This is a genomic window from Solwaraspora sp. WMMA2080 (genome assembly GCF_027497395.1).
Taxonomy (GTDB): domain Bacteria; phylum Actinomycetota; class Actinomycetes; order Mycobacteriales; family Micromonosporaceae; genus Micromonospora_E.
This window is the reverse complement of record NZ_CP114910.1, coordinates 2,303,193-2,328,370: the sequence shown is the minus strand read 5'-3', so window position 1 is coordinate 2,328,370 and position 25,178 is coordinate 2,303,193. Positions and strand designations below refer to the sequence as shown.

Sequence of the window (25,178 nt, the reverse complement as noted above, 5' to 3'; positions counted from 1 at the left end):
GTACCACCAGCGCTGAGAACGCGGTGCGGCCGTCCGATAGGTTGTCCGTATGACGCAGCACCACCTAGCCGGTCCCGGGGCGGGGACACCGACCCCGTTCGGGCGACTCCTGACCGCCATGGTCACCCCGATGAACGACGACGGCTCGCTCGACCTCGACGGCGCCGCCCGGCTGGCCAGCTACCTGGTCGACGAGCAGGCCAACGACGCCCTGGTGATCAGCGGCACCACCGGCGAGTCGCCGACCACCACCGATGCCGAGAAGGAGCAGCTGCTCCGGGCCGTCATCGACGCGGTCGGGGACCGGGCCCGGGTGGTCGCCGGTGTCGGCACCAACGACACCCGGCACACGGTCGAGTTGGCGGTCGCCGCCGAGAAGGTCGGCGCGCACGGGCTGCTGGTGGTCGCGCCGTACTACAACAAGCCGCCGCAGGCCGGGGTGGTCCGGCACTTCACCGAGGTTGCCGACGCGACCGGGCTGCCGGTGATGGCGTACGACATCCCGCACCGCACCGGCATCGCGATGAGCAGTGAGACGCTGGCCCGGCTCGGCGAGCACGAGCGGATCGTCGCGGTCAAGGACGCCAAGGGCGACCTGGCCGCCACCTCCTGGGTGACCGGCCGCACCGACCTGGCGTACTACTGCGGTGACGACGCGCTCACCCTGCCGACGCTGGCGATCGGCGGGGTCGGACTGGTCGGCACCTCGACCCACCTGACCGGTGCGCTGACCAAGCAGATGATTGAGGCGTACGTCGCCGGCGAGCACGCCGCCGCGCTGGCCCTGCACCGCCGGTTGCTGCCGCTGTTCACCGGCATCTTCCGCAGCCCCGGCACGATCCTGGTCAAGGCGGCGCTCGGGGTGCTCGACCTGCCCGCCGGTCCGGTGCGCTCGCCACTGGTCGAGGCCACCGACGCCGAGCTGGACCAGTTGCGGGCCGACTGCGCCGACGCCGGACTGGAGCTGCCGTGAGCCAGGCACACATGGAGTTGGACCTGCCGCCGCAGCTGCCGCCGGGCGGGCTGCGGGTGATCCCGCTGGGCGGGCTCGGCGCGATCGGTCGCAACATGACGGTCTTCGAGTTCGACGGCAAGCTGCTGGTGGTGGACTGCGGGGTGCTCTTCCCGGATGTGGAGCAGCCCGGGGTCGACCTGATCCTGCCGGACTTCGCCCCGATCCTGGACCGGCTCGCCGACGTCCAGGCGATCGTGCTGACCCACGGCCACGAGGACCACATCGGCGCGGTGCCGTACCTGCTCGCCCACAAACCGGACATTCCGTTGGTGGGTTCCCAGTTCACCCTGGCGCTGGTCGAGGCGAAGCTGGCCGAGCGGCGAATCGAGCCCTACACGTTGACCGTACGCGAGGGTCAGCGGGAACGGATCGGGCCGTTCGAGTGCGAGTTCCTCGCGGTGAACCACTCGATACCGGACGCGCTCGCGGTGGCGATCCGCACCCCGGCCGGCCTGGTGCTGCACACCGGTGACTTCAAGATGGACCAGCTGCCGCTGGACGGGCGGATCACCGATCTGGCCGGCTTCGCCCGGCTCGGTGCCGAAGGCGTCGACCTGCTGCTGTCCGACTCGACCAACGCCGAGACCCCCGGCTTCGTCACCCCGGAACGCGACATCGGTCCGGTACTCGACTCGATCTTCGGCAAGGCCACCGGCCGGATCATCGTGGCGAGCTTCGCCTCCCATGTGCACCGGGTGCAGCAGGTGATCGACTCGGCGTACGAGTACGACCGCAAGGTCGCGCTGATCGGCCGGTCGATGGTGCGCAACATGGGCATCGCCCGGGACCTCGGCCTGCTGCGGATCCCGCCCGGCCTGGTGGTCGGGCTGGACGAGGCGACGGCCCTGCCGCCGGACCGGATCGTGCTGATGTCCACCGGGTCGCAGGGCGAGCCGATGAGCGCGTTGGGCCGGATGGCGACCGGTGACCACCGGCACATCACCGTCGCGCCCGGCGACACCGTGGTGCTGGCCAGCTCGCTGGTGCCGGGCAACGAGACCTCGGTCTACCGGGTGATCAACCAGCTGGCCCGGGCCGGGGCGACCGTGATCCACAAGGAGACCGCCAAGGTGCACGTCTCCGGGCACGCGCCGGCGGGGGAGCTGCTCTACCTGCTCAACGTGGTGCGGCCGAGCAACCTGCTGCCGGTGCACGGCGAGTGGCGGCACCTGCGGGCGCACGCCCGGCTCGGCATCGAGTCCGGTCTGGACCCGCAGCGGGTCGTGCTCTGCGAGGACGGTGACGTCGTCGACCTGGTGGACGGGCACGCCACCCTGGTCGGGCATGTCAAGAGTCGGTACGTCTACGTGGACGGTCTCGCGGTCGGTGACGTCGGCGAGTCGTTGCTGACCGAGCGGCGGATCCTCGGCGACGGCGGGTTCATCGCGGCGACCGTGGTGGTCGACTCGGTGACCGGCAAGGTGGTCGGTGGGCCGACCGTGTCGGCGAAGGGATTCTCCGAGGACCCGGAGGCGTTCAACGCGGTCGTTCCGTTGATCACCGAAGCGTTGGGTCGGGCCGCTGCTGACGGCATCACCGATCCACACCAGCTGCAGCAGGTGGTCCGGCGGATTGTCGGCCGCTGGGTCAACGACGCGTACCGGCGCCGGCCGATGATCGTACCGACCGTGGTGGAGGTTTGAAGACGTCCTGAGGCCCGCCGGGGCTGACCGGGCGGCCGGCCGGCGGGCATACTGGTCGGACAGTTACCCACTGTCGTGACGAGAAGGCTGGCGTGCCAGGCGATCCCGGCTCCGGTGAGTCCCCTGCGGCGGCGCGGCGCAGGCTCCGACTCGCGCTGCGTCGCGCCCGCGAGTCGGCCGGGCTGACCCAGGGCAAGGTGGCGGACGCCCTCGACTGGTCGGTCTCCAAGGTCAACCGGATCGAGAAGGGCAGCGTCTCGGTCTCGACCACCGATCTGCGGGCCCTGCTGGAGTTGTACGGCGTGGTGGACGCCGACCGGGCCGTGCGGCTGCTGCGCGACGCCCGTACCTCCCGGTTGCGGGGCTGGTGGGACGAGCCGCGCTACCGGGAGCACCTGACTCCGGCGATGCTGCAGCTGCTGCAGTTGGAGGGCGAGGCCAGCGCCATCCGGGTGTTCCAGCCGACGTTGATCCCGGGCCTGCTGCAGACCCGCGAGTACGGCGAGTTCGTGTTGAACTTCTGGCGCAGCGAGCTGCCGGAGGCCGACCGCGCGCTGCGGCTCGAGGCCCGGCTGCGTCGCCGTGACCAGGTGCTGGACCGGCCCGATCCGCCGGAGTTCCACCTGGTGCTGGACGAGTCGGTGCTGTGGCGCACGATCGGCGGGCCGCGGGTGATGGTCGGGCAGTTCGCCGCCCTGCTACGGGTGGCGCGGCGACCGAACGTGCGGGTGCGGATCGTGCCGTTCGCCGACGCGGCGATCATGGCGATGCTGGCACCGTTCACGCTGCTCGACTTCGGTGACGAGGAGAACGCGCTGCTCTACCGCGAGGGCATCCTGCTGGACGAGATCGTCCACGCGGCGCAGCGGATCGGCCGGCACCGCGACTACTTCGCGCACATCTGGGACTCGGCCCACGACGAGGCGACCTCGGCCCGGTTGATCACCGAGCGGACGGCGACGTTGTCCGCCGATCTGCCGGTCGCGGAGGCCCCGTCCGTCGGTGGGTGAGTTCCGGTCGCGTATCGGCCGGGCCAGCTGCCGCGTTAACCAGGCAAATGCCGAATAGTCGGCATTAAGTCTGAAGCGGAGAAAAGACTATGATGCGGACATATCGCGGCTGGTGGCGGAGCAGCCGGTGTGACACCAACGCGTGCCTGGAAGCTACCGTGACCGCCTCCGGTGACGTGGCGCTGCGCGACTCGGCCGAGCCGGACGGGCCCTGGCTGGACGTCGACCGGCAGCAGTGGCGACGGTTCCTGCGCGGCGTCAACCGGGGCGACTTCGCCGGCCGGTAGGAGGCGGGTGGAGGCCGCCTCCCACCGACTCGGCCGACACCTGGTACGTGACGCGGCCCCGGGCGGTTCATCAACCCGGCTGTGACATTCGGCATCCGGGCCGGCCGATCCATCGACCGGCGCCCTCCGTACCACCTGTCGGCGTCCATCCGACGCCAACGGCAGAGGAGGTAAGGATGCGACGCCGACGAATCGTTACCGCCGGAATCACCGTCGCCGCGGTCGGGCTGCTCGCCGGGGTGACCCTGCCGGCCGTGGCCGGCGACGACCCGACCGACGGCGACGTCGCCACCGGTCAGCCGGCCGGTACGGACGGCCAGCCGGCCGCCGCGCACGACGACCTCGTCGCCGCGCTGCGTCGCGACCTCGGCGTCAGTGCGGCGGACGCCCGGACCCGGCTGGCCACCGAACGCTGGGCCACCCGTACCGTCGACGTTCTGCGGGCCGACCTCGACGCGGCGTACGCGGGCGCGTGGATCAGCCAGGACGGTGCCGACCTCGTCGTCGCGGTGACCGACCCCGCACAGCTGGGCCGGGTCCGCGCCGCCGGTGCCGAGGCCCGCCTGGTGGCCCGCAGCCAGCAGCAGTTGACCGGCGTGAAGGAAAGCCTGGACCGGGTGGGTGACGCCGCCAGCCCCGACCTGGCCGGCTGGTACGTCGACCTGGCCGACAACACCGTGGTGCTGCTCGCCCGGCCCGGAGCCCAGCCCGCTGCCCGGGACTTCGCCGCCGCCGCCGGAGTGCCGGCCGACGCGGTCCGGGTGGACGCCACCGACGAGGCGCCGGTGCCGCTGTTCGACGTCCGCGGCGGCGATCCCTACTTCATCGGTGCCGGCGGCCGGTGCTCGGTCGGCTTCTCCGTAATCGGCGGCTTCGTCACCGCCGGGCACTGCGGCCGCCCCGGCGACACCACCACCGGGTTCAACCGGCAGGCGCAGGGCGTGTTCCAGGCGTCGTCGTTCCCCGGCGACGACTGGGCGTTCGTCGCGGTCGACGACGACTGGACGCCGCAGCCGGTGGTCAACGACTTCAACGGCAACAACCTGCCGGTCGCCGGCAGCGTGGAGGCGCCGGTCGGGGCCAGCATCTGCCGTTCCGGGTCCACCACCGGGACCCGGTGCGGCGTGATCCGGGCCAAGGACGTCACGGTCAACTACCCGGAGGGTGCGGTCAGCGGGCTGACCCGCACCGACGTCTGCGCCGAACCCGGCGACTCCGGCGGTGCCTGGCTCTCCGGCGACCAGGCGCAGGGCGTGACCTCGGGCGGCTCCGGCAACTGCCGCACCGGTGGCGTCACATTCTTCCAGCCGCTGGCCGAGATCCTGCAGGTCAACAACCTGACCCTGGTCACCACTGAGGACGGTGCGACCCCGCCGAGCGGCGTGCCGACCGCCGTACCGACGGTCGCGCCGACCCAGCCGGCGGACCCGCCGCAGAGTCCCTGCGCCGACCACCCGGTGCTGCGCGACGGCGAGCTGAACCGGGTCGGTGACCGGCAGACCCAGCCGGACGGAAGGTTCTTCCGGGCCGGTGCCGGCCGGCACACCGCCTGCCTGCAGGCACCGGCCGGCGCGGCCTTCGGGCTCGCGCTGCAACGCTTCACCGCCGACGGCTGGCGCACGGTCGCCCGGGGCGACCGCGCCGGTGCCACGATGACCCGGTTGAACTTCTCCGGACCCGCCGGTGCCTACCGGTACCGGGTGCAGTCCGGTCGGGGCGTGGGTGGCTACCTCCTCGGGTTCTCGGTGAACTGACCGCCACCCGCCGCGCCGTCCCCGGGGACCGCCCTCCCCGGGGACGGCGCACACCCACGTCCCGCCGCTGAGTACGCGTACCCTGTCAGCCGTCAACCGGCGCTCGTAGCCTGGCCTACGGGAGGTCACGATGGGCTACGAGTTGCTGACCGTCGTCATCCTGGCGGCACACTTCGGGTTCCTCGCCTACCTGGCGGTCGGCGGTTTCCTGGCCTGGCGGTGGCCGCGGACGATCTGGCTGCATCTGACCGCGGCGGGCTGGGGGGTGCTGGTGGTCGCGGCCAACCTGAGCTGCCCGCTCACCGTCGCTGAGCACTGGTCCCGCCGCCGGGCCGGCCAGGCCGGCTTCGACGAGGGGTTCGTCGAGCGCTACCTGACCGGAGTGATCTACCCCGACCAGTACGCCTGGGCGGCCCGGCTGGCGCTGGCCACGGTCGTCGTGGCCAGCTGGGCCGGGGTGCTCAGGGCAGTTCGGCGACGGCGTCGGCGAACTGCGCCCCGGTGATGACCGCCGCGTTCACCAGCGCGGCGAGCTGCGCCCCGCTGACCCCGTACGCCAGGTCGGTGCTCACGTCGCCGGCCAGGATCAGCTCGCCGGAACCAGTGTCGTGCACGTAGGCCTTCGGCAGCAGCCGGTCGTGGTTCCACGAGTTGCAGAACCGGTACGCCTCGGCCAGCCGGTCCGCCGGCAGCCGCCGGTCGGCCAGCACCCGGCTGTGCAGCACCCGCTGCTGCTCGCCGAGCCGTTCGAAGTGGATCACCGCATGTCCCCACTTGCCGCCGACCACTCCGCTGTCATCGACGAAGTACCGGTCGCCGCGTTCGTTGAGCGCCGCCGTGATGCCCTCCAGAGTCAACGGCGAGACCACGTCCGGGCTGCCGCCCGCCGGCGGTACGCCGACCTCGCCGCCGGTGGCCGGCGGCTGATCGGCCGGTAGCTCGACGGTGTCGGTCAGCGGCTCGGCGGCCAGCCAGTCGGTGATCCGACGCGACTGGTGGTCGGTGCCGTTGCGGGCGTCGAACCGGCCCGCCAGCTCGGTGGCGGTGGCGGCCAGCTGCGCGCCGAGCGCGGCCATCGGCAGGTCGGCGGCCGGCCGGCCGCCGTACTCCGGCCGGTGGATCGTCTCGTCGCCGTGGCCGGCGGCGGCCGCGAGCCGGCAGACCAGGGCGCCGGCGGCGGCGAACTCCATCGCCGAGGCCTCGTCGTACGGCCGGTCGAGCCACTCCAGATGCTCGGCGAGGATCGCCAGGCCACGCTGGTGCTGACTGACCAACGCGCAGAACCGCAGATGCTCGGCCAGGTACGGGAAGGCATCACGTTCGTGCCGGTGCCGCCGGTACGCCCGCACGTGCGCCTGCGCCGCGTCGGCGTACCGGCCCAGCCGCAGGTACGGCATGATCACCGCGACCAGCGCCTTCTCCGGCTGCTCGGTGCAGCCGACCGCACCGCTGAGCACCGGTTCGACGATCGCCAGCGCCGCCTCCCACTCACCCCAGCCGGCGAGCAGCTCGGCCTGGCGGGACGGGTCACAGCCGGCGCAGTCGCTGTTCTCGTCCCGTGGGGCCGTCCGCCACCGGTCCAGCCACTGCCGGGCCTGGGCCTCGTCGCCGACATGGTCGGCTATCTTGCAGCGCAGGTTGTACACCGCCTGCAGACTCTGCCCACTGGCGGTGAACCGGCGCTCCATGTCGTCCAGCGCGGCCCGGGTCTGCGCCAGACCCACCCGGGGCGTGCCGCGCAGCGTGGCGACCGCCCACTTGTGGTACCAGCGCAGCAGTTCGGCGTCCCACGGCTCGAACAGCTCCGGGTACCGGTCGAAGGTGCTCAGACACCAGCCGAACGCCGGCAGCATCCGCCAGCGTTCGGTGTGGTGGTTGTACGTCTCGATCAGCGCCATCCGCGCGTCGAAACCGATCCGTGCCTGCCCGGCCGCGTCGGCGTGCGCGGCGATCCGTTCCAGCTCGGCGATCTTGCCGTCGCCGTCGGGCAGGTCGGTGGCCTCGTCCAGCGCCTGAACCAGCTCCTCGGCGGTCACGGGGTCTCCTCGGCGGTGGTGTCCGGCCCGGCGGCCGGATCGGTGAAGGCCCGGTCCAGCAGGGCCAGGAAGGACCGGTTGAGCGCGGCGCTGTCCACCGCCCGCAACGGATGGTGACCGGCGAGCAGCGCCTGACCGTACAGTGCCTCGACGGCGTTGCGCAGCGCCGCTCCCGCCGGTTGCCCGGCGAGCCGGCGGATGAGCGGGTGCCGCCAGTTGAACACCAGCTCCGGTCGGTGGTCGACGTCGACGTCGGCGAACGCGGACAGCACCTCCGACCACAGCTCGTCGGAGCCGGCCACCGCACGGCGCACACTGTCCTGCTCGCGGGCGGCCTGGCCGAGGACGTACAGGGCCGGCACCGTGACCGGGTCGAACTGCCGCAGTTGCGGTACGCAGTCCAGTTCGGCCAGCACCGTGCGGGCGGTGGCCAGCAAGGTCTCCGCCACCGCCAGCTGCCCGGGCGAGAGGGTCTCCAACCGGGCGGCCAGCTCACCGGGGTCCAGCCGGCGGGTGCGGATCGCCGGGTCCAGCCGGGGGAGGCGCTGCAGGATCTCCGCGTCGTAGGCGTAGCCGGCGTTGACGATCGGCGTACCGGCGGCGGACGCGATCGCGGCCAGTGACCGGAACTCGTCGACCGTCTCCACGTACCGGATCATCGCCAGATGCTGGCGGAACAGCCGCAGCGGCATCATCCCCCGGCTGGTCTCGAACGGCAGCCACGAGTCGACCAGCCGCAGCATCTCGTCGTCGCGGACGGCGAGCGCCTTGACCCCGAGGTGGTGCACCCGCAGGAAAGCGGCGAGCCGTTCCGGCTGGCTGACCGACAGCTCAAGCAGCCAGCTGCGGATCTGCTCGCCGAGCCCGTCGCGGACCGCGCCGAGCAGGTCGTCCTCGTAGAGCGCCTCGCGGCTGGCGGTCGGGCGCAGCACGGAGGTGTCGACCACGCAGCGGACGAAGAACGCCCACTCGGGCAGGAGCTTGCTGGCGTCGTCGCTGAGCAGCATCCGTTTCAGGTAGACCCGGTGACCGCCCTGGCCGACCGTTGACGCCGACGGCAGCACGAAGCCGACGCCGACCAGCCCGGCTTCCGGTACCCGCAGGTCGATCACGTCCATCGGTCGGGCACCGAGCAGCGTCGCGCCGTAGTCCAGCAGCGCCTCCCGGCGGGCCGCCGGGTCGGCGTGGACCACCTCCCACGGGGCCTGCGGCTCGGTCAGCCGGACCGGCTCGCCTCCGGGCGGGCAGAACAGCACCGGGACGTCCAGCAGCCGGGCGTAGTCGCGGACCAGGTCGCGGACCTGGTCGGCGGCCAGCCAGTGTCCGGCGTCGGCGCGGGGACGCAGCGTGACGGTGGTGCCGACCGAGCCGCGTGCGGCGTCGTCGACCTCGGTGGTGTAGCGCCCGTCGGCGTACCCAATCCAGCGCACCGCCGGTCCGCCCCGGGCCGAACTGGTCACCACCTCGACGGTGTCGGCGACCATGAAGCACGACAGCAGGCCGATGCCGAACTGGCCGAGGAAGTCCTGCCGGGCGAAGCCCAGGTCGTCCCGTTTGGAGGTACGCCCGACGCTGGCCAGGAAGGTGTGCACCTGCGGTTCGGTCAGGCCGATGCCGTCGTCGTGCACCCGCAGGCCACCGTCGGCGGTGGGCTCGATCCGGACGGTACCGCCGGCCCAGTCGGGCTCGGCCTCGCGCCGGGCGGTGATCGCGTCGGTGGCGTTCTGCACCAGCTCCCGGGCGAACACCCGGGGGCTGGCGTACAGGTGGTGGCTGAGCAGGTCGACGATGCCGCGCAGGTCGACCTGGAAACGGTGTTCCATCCGGTCAGCCCGCCAACTCGGCGACGGCTTCGCAGACCTGGCAGCCGGTGGCGATCCCGCAGTCGAGCAGGTGGTCGAGCTGCGGTGAGCTGACTCCGCGTTCCAGCGCGGTGATCAGTTCACCGCAGACCCGGGCGGTGCCGTCGTCGTCGACGTGGACGAAGGCCTTGGGCCACAGCCGGTCGTGGTTCCATTCGTTGCAGAAGGCGTACAGCGCGGGCACGTCGTCCACGGTGAACAGGGTTGGCGCGATGGTCCGCACCCGCAGCACCTCGCCGTTGGGTCCGAGCCGGGAGAACACGATCAGGTTGTCGTTCCACCGGCCGACCAGTTCGTCGTCGGAGTCGGCCTGGAAGTGGTAGCCGCGCGCGGTGAGGGTCTCGGCGATCATCGCGGTGGTCAGCGGCCGCAGCACCTGCATCGCACCGCTGCCGGAGGGCGCGTCGGGCAGGTCGTCTGGGTCCGGCGGGGGCATGCGGTGGTCCTTTCGGTACGGCACGTCGGACAGGGGGCCTCGCGCCCCGGCCGGGGGCCGGCGCGCGGTCGGGCCGGCGATGTCCGGACGGGGGTCCGGCGGTGGACGTCGTCGTCGTGGCCCCGGGGGACAGTAGGGGCCGATCGGAATGGTGGCACAGCCGCGCCGCCCCGCGTGGTTCGGACACGACCCGGAAAAGCGAGGGTTTGTATGCCGGCGGGGTTACCGTGGGACTCTATGGCCGGCCGAACCTCCCAGGCGAGTCGGCGGCGCGGCGGGTCGACCAGCCGTGGCGCCGCGACCGGTCGTGCCCGGACCCCGGCCCGCAAGCGCCCGACAGCCCGTCGGCGCCCGGCCCGCAACTCGCCGGCCGTCCTGGTCGGTCGTGCTGTCGGTGCCACCTGGATGGGGCTGGCGCACGGCGTCGGCTGGGCGGTGCGTACCGCCGGTCGCCGGGCGGCCACCGCGCGGGAGTTGAGCCCGGAGCACCGGCGCGACGGTGCCGGGCTGTTCGTACTCGGCCTGGCCATTCTCACCTCGATGGCGATCTGGTTCGGCGCGGCCGGGCCGTTCGGGGTCCGCGTCGCGGACATGATGCGGCTGTTCATCGGCGCGATCGCGGTCGCCGTGCCGTTGCTGCTGCTGATCGGCGCGGTCCGGCTGATGCGTGATCCACCGGAGGAGCCGGACCCTCGGGGCCGCGGGCTGGTCGGCTGGTCGGCGATGCTGGTCGCCACGGCGGGGCTGCTGCACATCGGCCAACGCCCCGACGACGACCTGCAACGTGACTACGCCGGCGGGCTGATCGGACTCGGCATCGGCACGGTACTGGAGCACACGGTCAGCTACTGGGTCGGCGTGCCGTTGCTGATCCTGCTGCTGGTCTTCGGTCTGCTGGTGGTCACCGCCACCCCGATCAACCGGATCCCGGAGCGGCTCGGGCTGCTCGCCGGGGTGGTGACCGGGCGTGGGCCGGAGTCCGATCCGGCCCCGGCCGGTGCCGACACCGCTGACGACGAGACCGCCGGTGACGAGCGGGCCCGCCGCCGGCCGCCGCGCCGCCGGCAGGCCAGCCGGACGGCCGACGCCCTGCCGGTGTCGTCGGCCGGTGACGATGGCACCCTGGCCGAGCCGCTCGATCTGCAGGAGACGATGGAGCTGCCGCGCCGGCCGGCGGCGAAGGTGCCGACCACCCGCACCCCGCCGGAGCCGCCGGAGCATTCGCCGACCCCGACCCGCGCCGAGCAGTTGGCGATCACCGGGCTGTCCGGGGACTACCGCCTGCCACCGGCAAAGCTGCTGCGGACCGGTCCACCGGCGAAGACCCGCAGCAAGGCCAACGACGAGGTGATCGCCGCACTGCAGGGGGTGTTCGAGCAGTTCGACGTTGACGCGGCGGTCACCGGGTTCACCCGGGGTCCGACGGTGACCCGATACGAGGTGGAGCTCGGCCACGGGGTGAAGGTCGAGCGGATCACCCAGCTCTCCCGCAACATCGCGTACGCGGTGAAGTCACCTGACGTGCGGATCCTCAGCCCGATTCCGGGCAAGAGCGCGGTCGGCGTGGAGATCCCGAACACCGACCGGGAGGACGTGTCGCTCGGTGACGTGCTGCGCTCCCGTGCCGCCGGTGCCGACCATCACCCGATGCTGGTGGCGCTCGGCAAGGACATCGAGGGCGGCTTCGTGGTGGCCAACCTGGCGAAGATGCCGCACATCCTGATCGCCGGGGCGACCGGCGCCGGCAAGTCGTCCTGCCTGAACTCGCTGCTCATCTCGATCCTCAGCCGGGCCACCCCGGACGAGGTACGGCTGCTGCTGATCGACCCCAAGCGGGTCGAGATGACCGGGTACGAGGGCATCCCGCACCTGGTGACCCCGATCGTGACCAACCCCAAGAAGGCGGCCGAGTCGCTGGAGTGGGTGGTACGCGAGATGGACATGCGCTACGACGACCTGGCCGCGAACGGTGTCCGGCACATCGACGACTACAACCGCAAGGTACGGGCCGGGGAGATCACCGCTCCGCCCGGCAGCGAGCGGGAGATCCGGCCGTACCCGTACCTGCTGGTGATCGTCGATGAGCTGGCCGACCTGATGATGGTCGCCCCCCGGGACGTGGAGGACTCGGTCGTCCGGATCACCCAGCTCGCCCGGGCCGCCGGCATCCACCTGGTGCTGGCCACCCAGCGGCCGTCGGTGGACGTGGTGACCGGCCTCATCAAGGCGAACGTGCCGTCCCGGCTGGCCTTCGCCACGTCGTCGCTGTCCGATTCGCGGGTCATCCTGGACCAGCCGGGCGCCGAGAAGCTGATCGGCCGGGGCGACGGCCTGTTCCTGCCGATGGGTGCGTCGAAACCGCTGCGCATCCAGGGTGCCTGGGTCAGTGAGAAGGAGATCGACGAGATCGTCGCCTTCTGCAAGAAGCAGCGCGAGCCGGAATTCCGCCCCGACGTGCTCACCACCGCCCAGGAGAACAAGAAGAAGATCGACGAGGACGTCGGCGACGACCTCGACCTGCTGGTCCAGGCGATCGAGCTGGTGGTGACCTCGCAGTTCGGGTCGACCTCGATGCTGCAGCGCAAACTGCGGGTCGGGTTCGCCAAAGCGGGCCGGTTGATGGATCTGATGGAGACCCGGGGCATCGTCGGGCCGTCCGAGGGTTCCAAGGCACGCGACGTGCTGGTCAAGCCGGACGAGCTGGAGGACGCGCTGGCGAGTCTGCGGGCCGTCGAGGCGAGCTGACCGCACTGGTCCGGTCGGCTGACCGATCGGATCGTCCGGCACCGCGCCGCCCGGCCGCCGTACACCAATGGCCCGGTACCCTCGTCAGGTGTCTGCTTTTCCCCCGCCTCCCGCCCAACCGTCCGGCCGGCGCGTCGCCCTGCTCACCCTGGGGTGCGCCCGCAACGAGGTCGACTCGGAGGAGTTGGCCGCCCGGCTGGACGCCGACGGCTGGCAGGTGACCACCGACGCCGACGGTGCCGACGTGGTACTCGTCAACACCTGCGGCTTCGTCGAGAAGGCCAAGCAGGACTCGGTGCAGACGCTGCTCGATGCCGCGGACGGCGGGGCCAAGGTGGTGGCTGCCGGCTGCATGGCCGAACGGTACGGCCGGGAGCTCGCCGAGCACCTGCCGGAGGCGCAGGCCGTCCTCGGGTTCGACGACTACCCGGATATCTCCGGCCGGCTGCGGGCGGTGCTGGCCGGCGAGCAGCTGCCCGCGCACGCCCCGCGGGACCGCCGCACGATGCTGCCCCTGACCCCGGTGTCCCGGCAGCACTCCGGTGTCGTGGTGCCCGGTCACGCGACGGTCGACGAACGTACTCCTGCGCACCTGCGCGCGGTCCTGCGGCACCGGCTGGCCGGCGGCCCGGTGGCGTCACTGAAGCTGGCCAGTGGCTGTGACCGCCGGTGCGCCTTCTGCGCCATCCCGGCGTTCCGGGGGGCGTTTGTCTCCCGCGCTCCCGAGGAGCTGCTGGCCGAGGCCGAGTGGCTGGCCGGCACCGGCGTTCGGGAACTGGTGCTGGTGAGCGAGAATTCGACCTCGTACGGCAAGGACCTGGGGGATCCGCGGCTGCTGGAGAAACTGCTGCCACAGTTGGCTGCCGTCGACGGCATCGTCCGGGTACGGGTCAGCTATCTGCAGCCGGCGGAGACCCGTCCGGGTCTGATCGAGACGATCGCCACCACGGCCGGCGTGGCACCGTACTTCGATCTGTCCTTCCAACACGCCAGTGAGCCGGTGCTGCGCCGGATGCGGCGCTTCGGCTCCACCGGGCGGTTCCTCGACCTGCTGGCCTCGGCCCGGTCGTTGGCGCCGCAGGCCGGCGCGCGAAGCAACTTCATCGTCGGATTCCCCGGTGAGACCCGGTCGGACGTCGACGAACTGGTCCGGTTCCTGTCCGCAGCCCGGTTGGACGCGATCGGGGTGTTCGACTACAGCGACGAGGACGGCACCGAGGCCGCCGGTCTGCCCGACAAGGTACGGGCCGCCACGGTGAAGCGGCGCTATGACCGGATCTGTGCGCTGGCCGACGAGCTGTGCGCGCAGCGGGCCGAGGAACGAGTCGGCACGACGGTGGAGGTGCTGGTCGACAGCGTCGACGACGGGCTGGTGGAGGGTCGGGCCGCGCACCAGGCACCGGAGGTGGACGGTTCGACGACGTTGGTGGCCGGCGCTGCCGGTGTCACCGGAGCCGGGGTCGACCTCGCCACGCTGCGCCCCGGCGACCTGGTCCGGGCGACGGTGACCGGGACCGAAGGGGTCGACCTGGTGGCAGTGCCGAGTGACGTGCTCTCGTCCGGTACGGCCGACCGGCCGCTCTCCAGCGCGGTCAGGTGAGCCGATGACCGAGCCGGGTGCCTCCGCCGGTCCGCGTACCGCCGTCGCTGCGGTACCGGTGGTCAACGCGGCCAACGCGCTCACCGGGCTACGCATGGTGCTGGTGCCGGTCTTCGTGGTGTTCGTGATTCTCTCCGGGATGACCCACCCGGGCTGGCAGATCGCCGCCTGCCTGACGTTCGTCGTCGCGTCGGCGACCGACCTGATCGACGGCTGGATCGCCCGCCGGTACGCCTTGGTGACGTCGTTCGGCAAGGTCGCGGACCCGATCGCCGACAAGGCGCTGACCGGCACCGCGCTGGTACTGCTGTCCTGGTACGACCTGGTGCCCTGGTGGGTGACCGGGCTGATCCTGGTGCGTGAGTGGGGGGTCACGCTGATCCGCTTCTGGGTGCTGCGGCACGGGGTGATCGCGGCGAGCCGGGGCGGCAAGGCGAAGACGGCGCTGCAGATCACGGCGATCGTCTGGTACCTGCTGCCGCTGCCGTCGGTGCTCGCCGCAGTCGCTCCGTGGATCATGGCGGCCGCGCTGCTGGTCACCGTGGCGACCGGGCTGGACTACCTGGTCCGCGCGCTGCGGCTGCGCCGTACCGGGCCGGACCGGTGACCTCGGCCGGGTCGGACCGGGTGCCTCCGGCCGGCGCGTCAGCGGGCGGGCGGCCGCCGCCGGACGGCGGCGATCTCGGCATGGGGCGGTCGGCCAGCGGCAGCCCGGCTGCGGCGGTCGTGCACGCCCTGGCTGAGCGGGGCGAGACGCTTGCGGTCGTCGAGTCGCTCACTGGTGGCTTGCTGGCGTCCGCCCTGGTCGAGGTTGCCGGGGCGAGCCTGGTCTTCCGCGGTGGGCTGGTCGTGTACGCCACCGACCTGAAGCGTACCCTGGCCGGGGTGCCGCAGCGGTTGCTCGCCGACCGGGGACCGGTCGACCCGGACGTCGCGGTCGCCATGGCCCGGGGTGCCCGGGTCCGGTGCGCCGCCGACTGGGCGCTGGCTACCACCGGGGTGGCCGGCCCACAGCCGCAGGGCGGCAAGCCGATCGGGCGAGTCTACGTTGCCCTGGCCGGTCCGGCTGGAGTGCATCAGGTCCGGCGGTTGGACCTCGGCGGCGGTCGGGATGCGGTACGCAGGTCGAGCGTGACCGCTGCCCTGCGGCTGCTGACGACGCAACTACACGCCACGCGGCCCTGAGCGGGGGACACCCGCAACGCCGAGCGGATATAACTGACATCTGACTCTGATCGCCCTGCCGGGCCCGATTCGTGCTCTCGGGTGGGGTGTCGATCGGGTGGCGAACGGATAAGGTTGCGGGAAGCCTCCGGCACTCGCCGGCCGGTCCCGGACAGGGGGAGGTGCGATGGTCCTGCTACGCCGCGTTATCGGTGACGCGCTGCGTGCCCGCCGGCAGGGTCAGCGCCGGACTCTGCGCGAGGTTTCCACCGCCGCGAACGTCAGCCTCGGCTACCTCTCTGAGGTCGAGCGCGGCCAGAAGGAAGCCTCGAGTGAGCTGCTCGCTGCGATCTGCGACGCCTTGGGTGCCCAGTTGTCGGAGGTGCTGCGTGACGTGAGCCACACCGTCGCCGTCGCTGAGCAGCGGCAGGGCCTGCTGGTTCCGTTTCCCGAGCAGTCCCCGACGTCGTCCGAGCGGCCCCTGGAGGAGCGGCCGAGCCACAGCGAAGCGCTGCGCTCCGCCCCGGACGGCGCCGTCGGTACGACCGAGCGGGGCGACGCTTCGGCGCACCAGGTCGCCTCCGAGGGCGGGGTGACCGTCTCGGTCCGCAGCGACTCGCCGCTCAAGACGACGCTGCGGGCCTCCCGGCGGGTGCCGAACACCGGTGGTCGGGACCGTGACGTCGTCTGCGCCGCCTGAGCCGCAGCCGGTCGAGCGGCTGCGGGCTGCCGGATCCTGGGCTCGCCACCGCTGGATCCGGGACACTAAGGTTGACCCTCAACCGGCCCACCCTGCCGGATCCCACCGATGGCGGCTTACGCGGTGGCGACGGCCTGGGACGATGGTAGGGGTGCCGGCGCACCGTACCGCCCGGGTCGGGCCGCCGTGACCGCCTGACCGTTCGCGCCGATAGTGAGGGGATACCGCAGAGATGGCGAACCCGTTCGTCAAGGGTTGGCGCTACCTGATGGCGCTGTTCGGCGCCAAGATAGATGAGCACGCCGACCCCAAGGTGCAGATCCAGCAGGCGATCGAGGACGCCCAGCGCCAGCACCAGGCACTGGTTCAGCAGGCCGCCGCGGTGATCGGCAACCAGCGACAGCTGGAAATGAAACTCTCCCGGCAGATGAGCGAGGTCGAGCGACTGCAGGGGATGGCCCGGCAGGCGCTGGTGCTGGCCGACAAGGCCCGCGCCGAGGGCGACGAGGCGGAGGCGAACAAGTACGAGCAGACCGCCCAGACTCTCGCCACCCAGTTGGTCGCCGGCGAGCAGTCGATGGAGGACCTCAAGACCCTGCATGACCAGTCGTTGGCCGCCGCCGCCCAGGCCCGTCAGGCGGTGGAGAACAACCAGATGATCCTGCAGCAGAAGCTGGCCGAGCGGACCAAGTTGCTGAGCCAGCTCGAGCAGGCCAAGATGCAGGAGACCGTGGCGTCGTCGCTGGAGTCGATGTCGGCGCTCGCCGCGCCGAAGAACACGCCGTCGCTCGACGAGGTGCGGGACAAGATCGAGCAGCGCTACGCCACCGCGATGGGCCGGGCCGAGCTGGCCGGCAACTCCGTCGAGGGGCGGATGCTCGAGGTGCAGAAGTCCACCCTCGACATGGCTGGTTCGTCGCGGCTCGACCAGATCCGGGCCAGCATGGCGGGAGAGAAGCTCGCCGGGGCACAGCCAGGGCCGGCGGTCGAGCAGACCCCGGCGGGTGCGGACAGCACGGCCGGCGCGGACGGTGCCAGTGTCGCCCGCCTCGACCAGCTCCGTGCCTCGATGGCGAAGGACAAGAACACCGGTGACGCCTCCGCCGCCGGCTGACCATCGGGCCAGGGGGGCGGGAAGGAGCAACGGTGGTGGATCCACGGACTCGTTACTTCCGCAGGCTGCGTCGCCTGCGTCGGGGTGCCCGCCGGTGGACCGTACTCGCTGGCGGCTTCGGTGGCGCGGCGGCGGTGCTGCTGCCGTACGCGGGGGTCAGTCCGGTCGACGCGGTATGGGCGGCGGCGGCCGGTGCCAGCACGGCGTTGGCCTTCTGGCGTTGGTCCGACCTGCGGGCGCTGGCCGGGCAACCGCCACCCCCCACGCCGGATCCGGCCATCGCCGCCGAGCAGGCCCGGCTCAAGCTGGTCGCCACCGTCGAGCGGATTCCGCTCGGCCGGGCCGCCGTCGGTGAGGTACGCCGACAGCAGGCGCTGCTGGCGTTGCGCGGAACGGTGGCGGCGGACGTCTGGACCCGGCTGGACCGGGCCGCGCGTACCCTCGCCGGGCTGGTGCCGCGGCTGACCGGGCCGGGCGAGTCGGCCCAGCTCGAAGCCGCGGTGGCCGAGCAGTCCCTGCGCGACCTGGCGTACCGGGTGGCCAGCGTGGAGAAGGCGGTACGGCTGGCTCCGGCCGATGCCGGGCTGGCCAACTCGCATCGGGTGCTCGTCGAGCAGTTGGAAGCCGGCACCGTCGCTTACGAAGGTCTCGTCGCGGCGGCCGCCAACTACGTCGCCGAGGACGGTCGTGCGGTCGGGCAGCACCCGTCGGTGAGCCGGCTCACCGAGGCCGGTGACCTGCTGCGGGGGGTTGCCGCCGGGCTGGCGGAGCTGCGCCAGCCACCAGACCCGGCTGGCACGTCGGGCACCAGTAGGTGACCCGGCCCGCCGACTCGGTGCGTCGCACCGCCGTGCCGCAGCGGCGGCACGGCCGCCGCCAGCGGCCGTACACGTAGGTGGCCTCCCCAGGTAGGCCGGTGATGCTGCGGCTGGCCCGCCCCCGGTTGGCGACCAGCAGCCGGCGTGCCAGGTCGACGACGGCGGCCAGGTCCGGCACCTCGCGGACCGGCGTACCGGGCGCGACACCACGCAGAAACAGCAACTCGCAAGCGTAGACGTTGCCGATCCCGGCGAGATTACGCTGGTCGAGTAGCGCCTCGACGACGGGCGTCTCGGGCCGAGCGGCGAGCCGGCGGACCGCTTCGGTCGCGTCCCAGTCAGCACCGAGTAGATCCGGCCCCAGCCCGGCGGTGAGCTCCGACTCGCGGTCCGTCACCACCAGCATCAGTTCGTGCAAGTGGTAGCCGACGGCGACGGATTCACCGGTGCGCAGCACCACGCGAATCAGGTGTGCCGGCCGGGCCGTCCAGCGTTGACCGACCCGGTAGGTCCGCCAACTGCCGTCCATCCGCAGGTGCGAGTGCAAGGTGTACCGCCGGTCGTCCGGTGCCGCGAGCCGCAGCAGCAGGTGCTTGCCACGGCTCACGCAGTCCAGCGCGGTCCAGCCGGACAGGTCGGTGGTCGCGAGCCGGGGGATCCGGAAGTCGCTGCCGGTGAGCAGCCGGCCAGCCAGCACTTCCCGCAGCCGGTGAGCGGTGTTCCAGACGGTGTCGCCTTCAGGCACGACGACAATCCTGCCGCAGGTCGTGACCGGGCGGGCCGATAGCCGGCCGACTGCCTCAGGCCGGACAGCCGACTGCCCGGGCCAGATGTCTCCGGCCCGGGCAGTCAGGGTGACGATGACGGTCAGTATCGTCGTCGGAACACGGCGAAGGTGGCTGCGGTGCCGAGCGCCAGCGCACCGATCAGCACCACCCAGATCGCTGTCGAGTTGATACCGTTGTTGATCTCCGCGTTGGCTTGTACCGCAGCGAGGAGGCTGTCGTCCGGCGGTGCCGGCAGAGGAACCGGGGGAAGTTCGCCGTACCGCACCAGACCGGTGCTCTCCAGCAGTGACATGTGGGTCTGGACGAAGCCGTTGGCGTCCTGCGCGAGCTGCCGGACGACGTCGTTACGGGTACTCGCTCGGACCGCACCGATGACCGGGAAGATGTTGCCGTGGGCGGCGCGGAGCCGCTCAACGAAGATCCGGTCGAACCGGGCACCCTCCGCGACCTTCATCTCGTCGACCCAGCCCTGCTGGGTGGGGGTCGGGTCGGTAGGCAGCTCCACGCCGAGCTCGTTGGCCGCTTCGACCACCAACAGGTCGAGCTCGATGTGCTGGTCGGCAATCTCGGCGCCGACCTCGCGGACCCTCTGCGTGCTGCCCTTCTCTGCGGCCAGCACACCAGCCGGGATCTCCCACAGTCCGGCGAGCCGGACGCCGTTGAGCAACTGGATGTCGGTGGCGGCGAGCTGGGTCGCTCCGGAGGGCTGCGCGAGCGCGGCGCCGGGCAGTGCGAGCAGCCCGGCGACGAGACCCACCAGGACTGCTGCCAACCGGCGCGGGGTGTGTGCCGCAGATCGTGCCCGGGCCATAGTGTTTCAACCTCCGAGTGGGGTCGACAGAGCGGTCGATGATCGACAAGAACGTTATGTCGAATGCCGCCTGCGCGTCAATGCTTTCGGCTCGGAACCACAGAAAAAAAGGAGCACCTAAACGTTTGCTGTGGCTAATCTTACTGAGATTGCCGGCATCGTCCGTTCAGCTGATGTTCCCGGTTCAACGTGGAGGTCACGGGCTTGTTCACATAGCGCGAATCTGGCCGCCTGGTATCTCGTGGTAGGAGTGCGGTTCGTGGCGTCGCGGTAACAGGGCGCCGATACCGTAGCAGAATGTCGGCCAATTCCTGACCCGGCGGATCACTGGAATCGCTACGGTGACTCGTCGGGACGCGGTGGCCGGACGATGTCGGCGTAGCGCAGATGGCTGGCGCCGTAGATTGCGAAGTTGAGCCGGGCATGGGACAGGCTCAAGTCGCCGTTCGGCCCGCCACGCACCACCTCAGCGTCGCCATCGCCCTGGCCGTCGTCGGTCCAGAAGCAGACGGGGCAGGTGGTGCATCCGGTCCGGTAGCCACAGCAGGGGCATCTGTCGACGGAGTACGGGACCACCCGCTAAGCCTTCCACAGGAACGTTTCGGGCATGTGCCTGAGGTACCCCGTCGGCGGTCCGTCGACAAGCGCACCGCCGACGGCGGGTACCTCCGGCGCACCCGCCCGTGCCGGCGGTGCCTGGCCCGACGTTCACGATCAGCCCCGTAACCGCAGTCCACGTGGCGTGGCCCGGAAGCCGGCGGCGGCCAGCGCCGTCCGTAGCGTGGAGCTGTGCACCCGCTCCCCGTCGGCGCGTTCGACCGTGATGGTGCCGAGTGCCCCGGAGCTCACCGCGTCGGCCAGCGCCCGGGCCGCCGCCTCGAGCCGCTGTCCGTCCTGAGTGAAGCAGAGCAGACTGCGACCGCCTCGTTCGACGTAGAGCGCCGCCTCCGCGTCGACCAGGACCACCAGCGCCCCGGCCTTGCGCCCGGGTCGGTGCCCCGCGTTCGACTCGTCGGCGCTGTCCACCGGTCGCTCCGGCCAGGGCAGTGCCGCGCCGTACGGGTTCGCCGGATCGGCTGCCGCCAGCACCACCGCCTCCGGCTGCCGGCGGTGCGTCGGATCGGAATTGGCGAGTTCCCGCAGCCGGTCCACCGCACCCGGTACGGCGAACTGGGCCGCACCGAGTCCGTCGACGAAGTAGCCCCGGCGGGCCGCGCCGCGTTCCTCCAACGCGGCCAGCACCGGGTACACGGCGGCGAACCCACCCGGCTGCCCCTCGGCGGCGACCGCCCCCCGGGTCACCACCCCGTGCCGTTCGAGCAGCACGTCGGCGGTGAGCGCCGCCCGCCGGGTCGGGTCGGGGTCGCGGGATGGCAGCAGTGACCACCGACCGGCCAACTGCGGTGCGGCGGTACGGGCGACGAACTCCCGACCGACCCGCCGGGCCCGACCCCGTGCCCCGGCGGCGGTGCGGACCCGTTGTGTCGGGCGCGGGCCGAGTACGGCCCGCAGTGGAGCCAGTGTGTCGTTGGTCAGCCAGCCGGCCCACACCAGATCCCAGATCGCCGTCTCGATCCGCCCGGCCGGATCGGCAGTGTCGGCGGGCGCAACGCCAGCGGTGCCGGCGAGCGCCGCGTTGACCCGGTCGGCCAGTTGCCGGAAGAACAGCGCCTGCTGGTCGGCGAGGGCGGCGAGCACCGCCTCGTGCACCGGGGTCAGCGTGAGCGCCGGGTCCGGCGCCGGTAGCAGCAGGGGCGCGGTCTCCGTGAACACCAACCGGATCCAGCCGTCACCCGCGCCGACCGCGCCGGCACCGGACCAGGTGACCTCGCCGGAGGCGCAGAGCTCGTCCAGGTGCGCGGGGGAGTAGTCGGCCACCCGGGCCGGCAGGATCAGCCGTTCCACCGCTGCGGCCGGCAGGACCGCCCCCTGCAGTTGCTCGACGGCGGCAGCCACGCCGTCCACCCCACGACCCGGGCCGGCGACCTGCTGCCACCGGGGAAGGAACCGGACCAGGGCGGTGGCCGGCACCGGCTCGATCTCGCGGCGCAGCGCCGCGAGCGATCGGCGCCGCAGCAGCCGCAGCACATCGGCGTCGCACCACTCGGTGCCGGCCCGCCCCGGGGTGAACTCGCCGGCCACGATCCGCCCGGTCGCGGCGAGCCGCCGCAGGGTCTGTTCGACGACGAAGGCGCCCAACCCGAACCGGGCGGCGCACGCGGCGGTGTCGAACGGCCCCCGGGTACGGGCGTAGCGGGCGACCAGGTCGCCGAGCGGGTCGGCCACCGGGGCGAGGTACGCCGCAGCGACGCCGACCGGCAGCGCGACACCGAGCGCGTCGCGCATCCGCCCGGCGTCCTCCACCGCGATCCACCGCTCCTGCCCGGCGATCCGCACCCGCACCGCGCGCCGGGCCCGGGACAGCTCGGCCGGCCAGCCCGGGTCGACCTGCCGGGCCAGCAACTCGGTGTCGGCCAGGTCGCCGACGACCCGCAGCAGCTCGGCCAGGTCCTCGGCGTCGCACACCCGGCGGTGCCCGCCCAGCCACTGCAGCTGCCGGTGGGTCTCGGCGAGCACCGCCGGGTCGAGCAGTTCCCGCAGCTCGACCCGGCCGAGCAGCTCACCGAGCAATGTTGAGTCGAGGCTCAGCGCGGCGGCCCGGCGCTCGGCCAGCGGCAGGTCCCCTTCATAGAGGAACGCTCCGACATAGCCGAACAGCAGGGAACGGGCGAACGGTGACGGTCGCGGTGTCTCGACCTCTACCAACCGCAGCCGCCGTGCCGCCAGGTCGCCCATCAGCCCGACCAGCGCCGGCATGTCGAAGACGTCCCGCAGGCATTCCCGCGCCGCCTCCAGGGTGATCGGAAAATCGGTGAACTCCCGGGCCACGTCGAGCAGTTGGGCGGCGCGTTGCCGCTGCTGCCACAGCGGCTGCCGGCGTCGCGGATCCCGGCGTGGCAGCAGCAGCGCCCGGGCGGCGCATTCCCGGAACCGGGCGGCGAACAGGGCCGACCCGCCGACGGCGGTTTCGACGAGCTGGCTGATCTCGTCGCTCTCGAAGGCGACCAGGTCGGCACCGGGTGGTGTGTCGGCCACTTCGGGTAGCCGGATGACGATGCCGTCGTCAGCGGGCAGCACCTGGGCGTCGACGCCGTATCGCTCGGTCAGTCGCTGGCCGATCGCCAGTGCCCACGGCGCGTTCACCTGGGCACCGAAGACGCTGTGCACGACCAGCCGCCAGTCGCCGAGCTCGTCGTGGAACCGTTCGACGACGACCGTCCGGTCGTCCGGCAGGCTGCGGGCGGCGGCGCGTTGGTCGTCGAGGTAGCGCAGCAGGTTGTCGGCGGCCCAGTCGTCCAGACCGGACGACAGCAGCCCGGCGCGGGCGGCGGTCGGGTCCTGCCGGCCGACCTGGCGCAGCCGGGCGCCCAGCGCACGGCCCAGCTCGACCGGGCGACCGGGTTGGTCGCCTTTCCAGAACGGCATCCGGGCTGCCTGGCCCGGGGCGGGGGTGACCAGCACCCGGTCCGGGGTGATCTCCTCGATCCGCCACGACGTCGCGCCGAGCAGGAAGACGTCGCCGACCCGGGACTCGTAGACCATCTCCTCGTCGAGTTCGCCGACCCGCACGGGCCGTTCCGCCCCGGCCAGGAAGACACCGAACAGGCCACGGTCCGGGATCGTGCCTCCACTGGTGACGGCCAGCCGCTGCGCGCCCGGCCGTCCGGTGAGCAGGTCGGCGTCGCGGTCCCAGACCAGCCGGGGCCGCAGTTCGGCGAAAGCGGTCGACGGGTACCGACCGGAGAGCATGTCCAGCACCGCGTGCAGCGCCGAGTCGGGCAGGTCGGTGTACGGGGCCGCGCCGCGTACCAGGGTCGCCAGCGCGTCCACCGGCCAGGGATCGAGCGACACCATGGCGACGATCTGCTGGGCCAGGACGTCGAGTGGGTTGCGCGGGTACCGCAGCTGCTCGATGGCGCCGTGGGACATCCGCTCGCTGACCACCGCACAGGCCAGCAGGTCACCACGGTGCTTGGGCAGGATCACCCCGTGCGACAGCGCGCCCACCTGGTGCCCGGCCCGGCCGATTCGCTGCAGGCCGGCGGCGACGCTCGGCGGTGCCTCGATCTGTACGACGAGGTCGACCGCACCCATGTCGATGCCGAGCTCCAGGCTGGAGGTGGCGATCACCGCCGGCAGTTGGCCGGACTTCAACGCCTCTTCGATCTGCTGCCGTTCAGAGCGCGACACGCTGCCGTGGTGGGCGCGGGCGATCACTGCCGGGGCGCCGTGTGCGGTGTCCGACTGGGCCATGATCTCCGCCGGCATCCGGGTGCTGGACCGCCGGTCGTTGCCGCTGCTGTCGGCGCGGGGCGGGCCGGACTGCTGGTCCGTGCCGTCCGCCCGGTCTGCGGCGAGTTCGTTGAGCCGGGCGCAGAGCCGTTCCGCCGAGCGCCGGGAGTTGGTGAACACTATGGTCGACCGGTGCCGCCGGATCAGGTCGAAGACGCGTTCCTCGACGGCCGGCCAGATCGACCGGCCGGCCGGCGGCGGACCGTCGGCGTCCTCCTGCACCGTCTCGCGTTCGTCCAGCTGGTCGAGATCCGGCACCGGCACCTGGACGCTGACCTCGATCGTCTTGGCCGTGGCCGGGGCGACCACCTGCACGGGCTGATAGCCACCGAGGAACTGGGCGGTCTCCTCGATCGGCCGGACCGTGGCGGACAGGCCGATCCGCTGGGCGGGCGCCGGCAGCAGCGCGTCCAGCCGCTCCAGCGACAGCGCCAGATGCGCACCGCGTTTGGTGCCGGCGACCGCGTGCACCTCGTCGACGATGACCGTACGCACGCCGCGCAGCGACTCCCGGGCGGCCGAGGTGAGCAGCAGGAACAGGGACTCGGGAGTGGTGATGAGGATGTCCGGCGGTTGCCGGAGGAAGCTGCGTCGCTGATCGGCCGGGGTGTCGCCGGTGCGAATGCCGACGGTCACCTGCGGTGCCGGTGCACCGATGCGGGCGGCGGCTTGGCCGATGCCGACGAGCGGGGTACGTAGGTTGCGGTCGACGTCGACCGCGAGTGCCTTGAGGGGGCTCAGGTAGAGCACCCGGCACCGCAGCCGCGGATCGTCGGGAGCGGGCGAGCGGGTCAGCTGGTCCAGCGACCACAGGAACGCGGCGAGGGTCTTGCCGGATCCGGTGGGTGCGACCACCAGGGCGTGCCGGCCGTCGCTGATCGCCTCCCACGCGCCGGTCTGCGCGGCGGTGGGCCCGGCGAAGGCGGCGGAGAACCACTCCCGGGTGGCTGCCCCGAAGCGCTCCAACACCGCGGTCATCGCTGTCCCTCCATCGGTCCGTCCGGCTGCCAGCGTGAACCATCCTGCCCGCCGGGTACGACGA

At 72.2% G+C, this 25,178-nt stretch carries 20 protein-coding genes; 13 read left to right on the top strand and 7 right to left on the bottom strand.

Features of this window, described 5'->3' with window-relative positions; translation table 11 throughout:
* The first annotated feature begins 49 nt into the window (after positions 1-49).
* The 6 genes from dapA to O7543_RS10545 all read left to right on the top strand — a co-directional run bounded on the left by dapA (position 50) and on the right by O7543_RS10545 (position 6,214).
* Entirely contained in the window at positions 50-973 is a 924-nt protein-coding gene (gene dapA, locus O7543_RS10570; protein ID WP_281553989.1) for a 4-hydroxy-tetrahydrodipicolinate synthase, read from the top strand.
* Entirely contained in the window at positions 970-2,658 is a 1,689-nt protein-coding gene (locus O7543_RS10565) for a ribonuclease J (protein WP_281553990.1), read from the top strand. Before dapA ends, O7543_RS10565 begins: the two co-directional genes overlap by 4 nt.
* A gap of 92 nt (positions 2,659-2,750) precedes the next feature.
* Entirely contained in the window at positions 2,751-3,668 is a 918-nt protein-coding gene (locus tag O7543_RS10560; protein WP_281553991.1) for a helix-turn-helix transcriptional regulator, read from the top strand.
* Positions 3,669-3,757: 89 nt separating this feature from the next.
* Positions 3,758-3,955, top strand: a complete 198-nt coding sequence (locus O7543_RS10555) for a DUF397 domain-containing protein (protein WP_282229933.1) — start codon at positions 3,758-3,760, stop codon at positions 3,953-3,955.
* 176 nt (positions 3,956-4,131) lie between these two features.
* On the top strand, positions 4,132-5,709 hold the full coding sequence (locus O7543_RS10550; RefSeq protein WP_281553992.1) for a S1 family peptidase: 1,578 nt from the start codon (positions 4,132-4,134) through the stop codon (positions 5,707-5,709).
* A gap of 130 nt (positions 5,710-5,839) precedes the next feature.
* Positions 5,840-6,214 (top strand): DUF2784 domain-containing protein, encoded by a 375-nt coding sequence (locus tag O7543_RS10545; protein ID WP_281553993.1) that lies wholly within the window; start codon positions 5,840-5,842, stop codon positions 6,212-6,214.
* Here the strand turns inward: O7543_RS10545 and O7543_RS10540 are convergent.
* Genes O7543_RS10540 through O7543_RS10530 form a run of 3 tightly spaced genes read right to left on the bottom strand, consistent with a single transcriptional unit; the run spans position 6,171 to position 9,989 of the window.
* Complete coding sequence (locus tag O7543_RS10540) at positions 6,171-7,745, bottom strand: YbjN domain-containing protein (RefSeq protein ID WP_281553994.1); 1,575 nt, start codon at positions 7,743-7,745, stop codon at positions 6,171-6,173. The two genes, O7543_RS10545 and O7543_RS10540, sit on opposite strands and share 44 nt — an antisense overlap.
* On the bottom strand, positions 7,742-9,568 hold the full coding sequence (locus tag O7543_RS10535) for an HSP90 family protein (protein WP_281553995.1): 1,827 nt from the start codon (positions 9,566-9,568) through the stop codon (positions 7,742-7,744). Before O7543_RS10535 ends, O7543_RS10540 begins: the two co-directional genes overlap by 4 nt.
* A gap of 4 nt (positions 9,569-9,572) precedes the next feature.
* Entirely contained in the window at positions 9,573-9,989 is a 417-nt protein-coding gene (locus O7543_RS10530; RefSeq protein WP_281555505.1) for a YbjN domain-containing protein, read from the bottom strand.
* A gap of 291 nt (positions 9,990-10,280) precedes the next feature.
* Between O7543_RS10530 and O7543_RS10525 the strand changes: the two genes are divergently transcribed.
* The 7 genes from O7543_RS10525 to O7543_RS10495 all read left to right on the top strand — a co-directional run bounded on the left by O7543_RS10525 (position 10,281) and on the right by O7543_RS10495 (position 18,184).
* Entirely contained in the window at positions 10,281-12,788 is a 2,508-nt protein-coding gene (locus tag O7543_RS10525) for a DNA translocase FtsK 4TM domain-containing protein (protein WP_281553996.1), read from the top strand.
* An 88-nt stretch (positions 12,789-12,876) separates the two neighbouring features.
* A complete protein-coding gene (rimO, locus tag O7543_RS10520; RefSeq protein ID WP_281553997.1) occupies positions 12,877-14,388 on the top strand; it encodes a 30S ribosomal protein S12 methylthiotransferase RimO in 1,512 nt (503 codons plus the stop codon).
* A 4-nt stretch (positions 14,389-14,392) separates the two neighbouring features.
* Positions 14,393-14,995, top strand: a complete 603-nt coding sequence (gene pgsA, locus O7543_RS10515; RefSeq protein ID WP_281553998.1) for a CDP-diacylglycerol--glycerol-3-phosphate 3-phosphatidyltransferase — start codon at positions 14,393-14,395, stop codon at positions 14,993-14,995.
* Between the two features lie 80 nt (positions 14,996-15,075).
* Positions 15,076-15,573 carry a CinA family protein gene (locus O7543_RS10510; RefSeq protein WP_281555506.1) on the top strand — a complete coding sequence of 166 codons (498 nt, stop codon included), beginning with the start codon at positions 15,076-15,078 and terminating at the stop codon, positions 15,571-15,573.
* A 166-nt stretch (positions 15,574-15,739) separates the two neighbouring features.
* On the top strand, positions 15,740-16,252 hold the full coding sequence (locus O7543_RS10505) for a helix-turn-helix transcriptional regulator (protein WP_281553999.1): 513 nt from the start codon (positions 15,740-15,742) through the stop codon (positions 16,250-16,252).
* 232 nt (positions 16,253-16,484) lie between these two features.
* Complete coding sequence (locus O7543_RS10500) at positions 16,485-17,366, top strand: PspA/IM30 family protein (protein ID WP_281554000.1); 882 nt, start codon at positions 16,485-16,487, stop codon at positions 17,364-17,366.
* Between the two features lie 32 nt (positions 17,367-17,398).
* Positions 17,399-18,184: a hypothetical protein gene (locus tag O7543_RS10495; RefSeq protein ID WP_281554001.1), complete on the top strand. Its 786-nt coding sequence runs from the start codon at positions 17,399-17,401 to the stop codon at positions 18,182-18,184.
* Here the strand turns inward: O7543_RS10495 and O7543_RS10490 are convergent.
* The 4 genes from O7543_RS10490 to O7543_RS10475 all read right to left on the bottom strand — a co-directional run bounded on the left by O7543_RS10490 (position 18,087) and on the right by O7543_RS10475 (position 25,114).
* On the bottom strand, positions 18,087-18,929 hold the full coding sequence (locus O7543_RS10490) for a DNA-formamidopyrimidine glycosylase family protein (RefSeq protein ID WP_281554002.1): 843 nt from the start codon (positions 18,927-18,929) through the stop codon (positions 18,087-18,089). The two genes, O7543_RS10495 and O7543_RS10490, sit on opposite strands and share 98 nt — an antisense overlap.
* Before the next feature lie 122 nt (positions 18,930-19,051).
* Entirely contained in the window at positions 19,052-19,744 is a 693-nt protein-coding gene (locus O7543_RS10485; RefSeq protein WP_281567393.1) for a DUF4142 domain-containing protein, read from the bottom strand.
* A 375-nt stretch (positions 19,745-20,119) separates the two neighbouring features.
* Positions 20,120-20,359 (bottom strand): CPCC family cysteine-rich protein, encoded by a 240-nt coding sequence (locus O7543_RS10480; RefSeq protein WP_281554004.1) that lies wholly within the window; start codon positions 20,357-20,359, stop codon positions 20,120-20,122.
* A gap of 138 nt (positions 20,360-20,497) precedes the next feature.
* The gene (locus O7543_RS10475) at positions 20,498-25,114 is read right to left on the bottom strand and encodes an ATP-dependent helicase (protein ID WP_281554005.1); all 4,617 of its coding nucleotides are present in this window, start codon (positions 25,112-25,114) and stop codon (positions 20,498-20,500) included.
* Positions 25,115-25,178 lie beyond the last annotated feature (64 nt).

Bases quoted from the DNA above. Each gene is read 5' to 3' on its own strand.
- dapA (WP_281553989.1), top strand. From the start codon at position 50: ATGACGCAGCACCACCTAGCCGGTCCCGGGGCGGGGACACCGACCCCG.
- O7543_RS10505 (WP_281553999.1), top strand. From the start codon at position 15,740: ATGGTCCTGCTACGCCGCGTTATCGGTGACGCGCTGCGTGCCCGCCGG.
- O7543_RS10475 (WP_281554005.1), bottom strand. From the start codon at position 25,114: ATGACCGCGGTGTTGGAGCGCTTCGGGGCAGCCACCCGGGAGTGGTTC.
- O7543_RS10510 (WP_281555506.1), top strand. From the start codon at position 15,076: ATGGGGCGGTCGGCCAGCGGCAGCCCGGCTGCGGCGGTCGTGCACGCC.
- O7543_RS10525 (WP_281553996.1), top strand. From the start codon at position 10,281: ATGGCCGGCCGAACCTCCCAGGCGAGTCGGCGGCGCGGCGGGTCGACC.
- O7543_RS10545 (WP_281553993.1), top strand. From the start codon at position 5,840: ATGGGCTACGAGTTGCTGACCGTCGTCATCCTGGCGGCACACTTCGGG.
- O7543_RS10500 (WP_281554000.1), top strand. From the start codon at position 16,485: ATGGCGAACCCGTTCGTCAAGGGTTGGCGCTACCTGATGGCGCTGTTC.
- pgsA (WP_281553998.1), top strand. From the start codon at position 14,393: ATGACCGAGCCGGGTGCCTCCGCCGGTCCGCGTACCGCCGTCGCTGCG.
- O7543_RS10550 (WP_281553992.1), top strand. From the start codon at position 4,132: ATGCGACGCCGACGAATCGTTACCGCCGGAATCACCGTCGCCGCGGTC.
- O7543_RS10530 (WP_281555505.1), bottom strand. From the start codon at position 9,989: ATGCAGGTGCTGCGGCCGCTGACCACCGCGATGATCGCCGAGACCCTC.
- O7543_RS10535 (WP_281553995.1), bottom strand. From the start codon at position 9,568: ATGGAACACCGTTTCCAGGTCGACCTGCGCGGCATCGTCGACCTGCTC.
- O7543_RS10555 (WP_282229933.1), top strand. From the start codon at position 3,758: ATGATGCGGACATATCGCGGCTGGTGGCGGAGCAGCCGGTGTGACACC.